This window comes from Chamaesiphon sp. VAR_48_metabat_403, from assembly GCF_031422475.1.
GTDB lineage: Bacteria > Cyanobacteriota > Cyanobacteriia > Cyanobacteriales > Chamaesiphonaceae > Chamaesiphon.
In genome coordinates this window covers 1-4,204 of sequence record NZ_JANPLS010000502.1, presented here as the reverse complement: position 1 = coordinate 4,204, position 4,204 = coordinate 1, and the positions used below count along the sequence as shown (strand labels likewise).

Below are 4,204 nucleotides of genomic sequence, written 5' to 3'. Positions count from 1 at the left end.
TGGCGATCGCTCTGAGTAAGGAGGGGAAATTACTCTATTCTGCCAGCAAGGATCGCACGATTAAGGAGTGGGATCTGACAACTGGGAAATGTTTGAGATCGATCGATACTCGACTCTGTGCAGGTGCCAATATTACCAATGTCAAAGGCTTAACCGATGCTCAAATTGCTTCCCTGATTGCTTTGGGTGCGATCGATCGTAATAGAAAATGAAGCTCGATTCGATCGGTGTGGGGATGGGTGGAGGTGCGAATCGAGGGTGGTTGGATTAGTATCGATTACTGCCCTCAAATGAATTAGTTGCTCAGAGCGAAAGTACATTTCAATGGACTAAGTGCAATTTTGTAGTTCTCTTGAGAAAAATTGCAATACGATCGCCAAGCTTGAGTTCATGGCGGTGCTAGAGCAGAGCAGCTTGTTTACTTGCGTTTATTTCGTTTGGACTGTAAATTAGAAATATCAGCCCCAATCGTCATACAAACCTATGGTGCTAACAACCAGTTATCATTTCTCCGCGCCACCCACAGTCGAAGATACTCAACTATCTGCCCTTAGTAGCCATCTCTTAGCTCAATCCCTACAAACCGCAGGATCTAGCCACCACATTAAAGTTGTCGATCGAGATGGGAGCGAGCAAAATGTGGTAATTCCAGCTTTAGCAATTAACTTATTAGTGGAGATTTTGACCCAAATATCTCAGGGTAATACTGTTAGCATTATGCCCGTTCAAGCAGAATTAACAACTCAGGAAGCCGCAAATTTATTAAATATTTCCCGTCCTCATCTGATTAAATTAATCGATCGAGGCGATCTGCCCTGTCGCAAAGTAGGTAAACATCGACGCATATTATCTACCGATTTAGTTGTTTACAAACAGCAAAAATATCGACTACGTGCGGCTGCTTTAGATGAATTAGCAGCATTATCCCAAGAGCTAGATATGGGATATTAATGAATACAACCGATCGGGCAATCGCCATCTATGATGCCTGCGTTCTCTATCCAGCACCATTACGCGATCTACTCATGCAGCTAGCTATGAGCGAATTATTTAGTGCGAGATGGACTACCCAGATTCATGATGAGTGGATGCGAAATGTCCATACGAATCGTACGGATATAACTTGGAAGAAACTGATTCGGGTTAGGGATTTGATGAATAGCCATGTTGAAGAATCTTTGGTCGATGGCTACGAACATTTGATTCCGATTTTAGATCTGCCAGATCCAGCCGATCGACATGTATTGGCAGCCGCAATTATCGCTAGAGCAGATCTAATTGTGACCTTCAATTTAAAAGATTTTCCTGCAAATAAATTAGAACAGTACTCGATCGAGGCAATCCATCCAGATGATTTTGTTGCTGACCTAATTCTACTGCATCCGCAAGCAGTGGCTGATGCGGTCGAGTGCTGTCGGCAACGATTGCGAAACCCACCTAAATCTGTCGATGAATTTCTAGAAATATTGCTCAGACAAGGTTTAAATCGATCGTGTAGTTTGTTGCGTCAAAATATTTAAACGCTCTAACACGATCCGATCGAGACTATTTCATTTCAAACTATCCGCATCGATACCCAATTCTTGCAACTTAGCCAATAACTATACTCTTTTGTCTGTGTCATTGCCCTTCAATCTAATGTCCGATGACAACTTTATTTCGATCGCCTACAGCCGTGTATCCTGTTAATGACGGTATCGAGTTTAATTAACATGGAATTTTGGGATCGGGTTTTAGATCTGGCTGCTACTACGGCGCAGAGAGTCGGCGCGCAATTTTTACTAGATTTCGGGCGCGTGCAGGGGTTAGAAAAAGATGATGGGAGTTTGGTGACTCAATCCGATCGATGGGCGGATCATGAGATTCGATCGAGTATTGCTAAAGTTTTTCCCGATCATGCCATTCTCAGTGAAGAGAACGAGCATGAATTCACCGCTGCAACATGGACGTGGGTTATCGATCCGTTAGATGGAACGACCAATTTTACGCGGGGGATTCCGTTGTGGGGGATCTCGATCGGGTTACTCTACAATGGTGAGCCAGTATTTGGCTATGTCTATTTTCCGCCTGTGAATCAAACATTCTACGGTTATTGGGCGGGAAATACGGGTTTAGAACTGCCGACGGGAGCGTATCTAAACGGTAATCCGATTCAGATTAGTCAGGATCTACCCAGTCAAAATCATTTTTTCAGTTTGTGCGCCCGCAGTCTCCAGATCTGGAAACCGGGATTTCCTTGCAAAATTCGGATGTTGGGGGTGGCTACTTACAATTTTCTGGCGGTTGCTGCTGGATCGAGTTTGGGTGGGGTGGAAGCAACACCCAAAATCTGGGATTTAGCAGCGGTGTGGGCGATTCTACATGCTGCTGGAGGGCGATGGTACTCATTGAGAGCCGAACCAACTTTCCCAGCGGTTGTAGGGCGAAATTACGGCAACTATGCAATGCCGAGCCTAATTGTCAATCGTGCGGAGTTTGCAGATTTGCTGTTACCCCAGATGACATCGATTTGGAAGTAATCGGGATACCACCGAGGAATTTTCACGATCGAAATCGAGCAGCTCGCGGGAATGGAGCTGATGGTGGTTTTTAAAAATAAAACTGTTTCAACCCGCATTCTATCGTCAACATTTCGATCGATCTACTCGAAATAGTGCGAGAGTTTTCGCAGCAGAATTACCAGATCCGATTACCACCAGGGAACCAAGGCGCGCGAACCGCAAAATCCCAAATCCCCAGATTAGCTGTCAGGATGTTGAGAGAAATACTGGCATCGCTGTTTCTCCCACATTCCCCACTTGCTCTTATTCGGTTTCAGTAGGTGCCGCTGTCGCCGTGGCTTTTGCCAGATCGCGTTTCTCGCGTTTTTTGCGTTCGGCTTCGGCTAAATCTGCCATAACTGCTTCCATTTGGACGAGTTTATCCAAATTACTACGATAGGTATCTAAATCTTTTTGGACTTTATCGGTAGGTAAGTGCATCGCTTCGCCAATCTGTAAGATTGCTGCTTCGCGTTTTTTCTCATCTTTGAGGATGGCTGGTGCGGCTTGTTCGAGAATTGTAAATAAGCCGATGCCAAATAACCGACTGTACTTAAATTTAGGATTACTCGCAATCGAATCGATCGTACTAGCTATTTGCGCTCCAGTACCATTCGCCTCTGGGTGCGCCAACCAACTGACGATATCTTGCTCTTGCATACTGCTAGCAAATTCTGAGACTCCAGTCGCATCGGTGCGGTATTGTTGAGCGTTACCACCCATCGATTCACACAACGCAACGAAGATCGATTGTTTATCGCTTTCGGGACGATAACTCGTCATAAACCGATCGAAGCTACTGACTACACCCAAAGCGTAAATTGGATTGTAGGCAAAATCAACATTAGTCGAAAGCAAATGCATTTCAACCATTAATTCTTCTACTACCCGCCGATAAATCGAATTAATCGGGCGGGTATGTTGAGAGTAGAAATTACGCTTGGTATCGGAGACAGTACTCAGGTTATTCACCGGGATATATAAGAAGTGTGGTTAACAATACTTAATTATCATCGATCGGTTACCCAATACGCAAAGATCGCAATCCCCAGATCGAGCGCATAATGCCTCAAAAGCTTATCCTGTAGCTGCAATCGGCAATTAATAGCAACCTGAAATCGATCGAATCGAAATCTTTACGATCTTATACGGATACATTTTAATCTACCGCCGAGGCATTCTGATAAAAGAACGATTATTTAGCTGTAGGAAGCAAGGTTGATATGGCTCGAAATTTGAATGTGGCAGTTTGGTTGTTATGCGGCACAATGACGCTCGCTACCATTTGTGAGTCTCGTCCTACCTATGCTTATACCATCGATCCGATCGAGAATCAAACAGCGGTACAAATCGATGCTGTCGATGCTGGCAAGCAATATCAGCAAGGTATCACCGCTGCTGCTGCGGGTAATTTTACGCAGGCGATATCGAGTTTCAATCGGGCGATTACTTTAAATCCTCAATATTTTGCCGCTTATATCGAGCGCGGTAATGTTAAAGACGGCATGGGCGATTTCGCAGGTGCGATCGCCGATTATACTACAGCAATCTCGATCGAACCCAAATCGGCAATCGCTTATTATAATCGTGCCACCGTATTGAGTAAAAGCAACCGTCATCCAGCCGCTATCGCCGACTACGATAAAGCCGTTTCGATCGATCCT

Annotated in this window: 6 protein-coding genes; 5 read left to right on the top strand and 1 reads right to left on the bottom strand. The window is 44.8% G+C overall.

Annotation, left to right across the window (positions count from 1 at the left end):
- From RMO79_RS23570 to RMO79_RS23555, 4 genes are all read left to right on the top strand, one after another.
- On the top strand, positions 1–212 hold a 212-nt coding region (locus RMO79_RS23570), incomplete at its 5' end, for a hypothetical protein (protein ID WP_310485709.1).
- A gap of 271 nt (positions 213–483) precedes the next feature.
- A complete protein-coding gene (locus RMO79_RS23565) occupies positions 484–951 on the top strand; it encodes a helix-turn-helix domain-containing protein (RefSeq protein WP_310485707.1) in 468 nt (155 codons plus the stop codon).
- Positions 951–1,520 (top strand): PIN domain-containing protein, encoded by a 570-nt coding sequence (locus RMO79_RS23560; RefSeq protein WP_310485706.1) that lies wholly within the window; start codon positions 951–953, stop codon positions 1,518–1,520. The genes RMO79_RS23565 and RMO79_RS23560 overlap by 1 nt, the downstream gene beginning before the upstream one ends.
- A 192-nt stretch (positions 1,521–1,712) precedes the next feature.
- A complete protein-coding gene (locus RMO79_RS23555) occupies positions 1,713–2,519 on the top strand; it encodes an inositol monophosphatase family protein (protein ID WP_310485705.1) in 807 nt (268 codons plus the stop codon).
- A 285-nt stretch (positions 2,520–2,804) separates the two neighbouring features.
- Here RMO79_RS23555 and psb29 read toward each other — a convergent pair whose 3' ends face one another.
- Positions 2,805–3,512 carry a photosystem II biogenesis protein Psp29 gene (psb29, locus tag RMO79_RS23550; RefSeq protein ID WP_310485704.1) on the bottom strand — a complete coding sequence of 236 codons (708 nt, stop codon included), beginning with the start codon at positions 3,510–3,512 and terminating at the stop codon, positions 2,805–2,807.
- A gap of 251 nt (positions 3,513–3,763) precedes the next feature.
- Between psb29 and RMO79_RS23545 the strand changes: the two genes are divergently transcribed.
- Positions 3,764–4,204, top strand: a 441-nt coding sequence (locus tag RMO79_RS23545) for a tetratricopeptide repeat protein (protein WP_310485703.1), incomplete at its 3' end; no start/stop codon positions are given.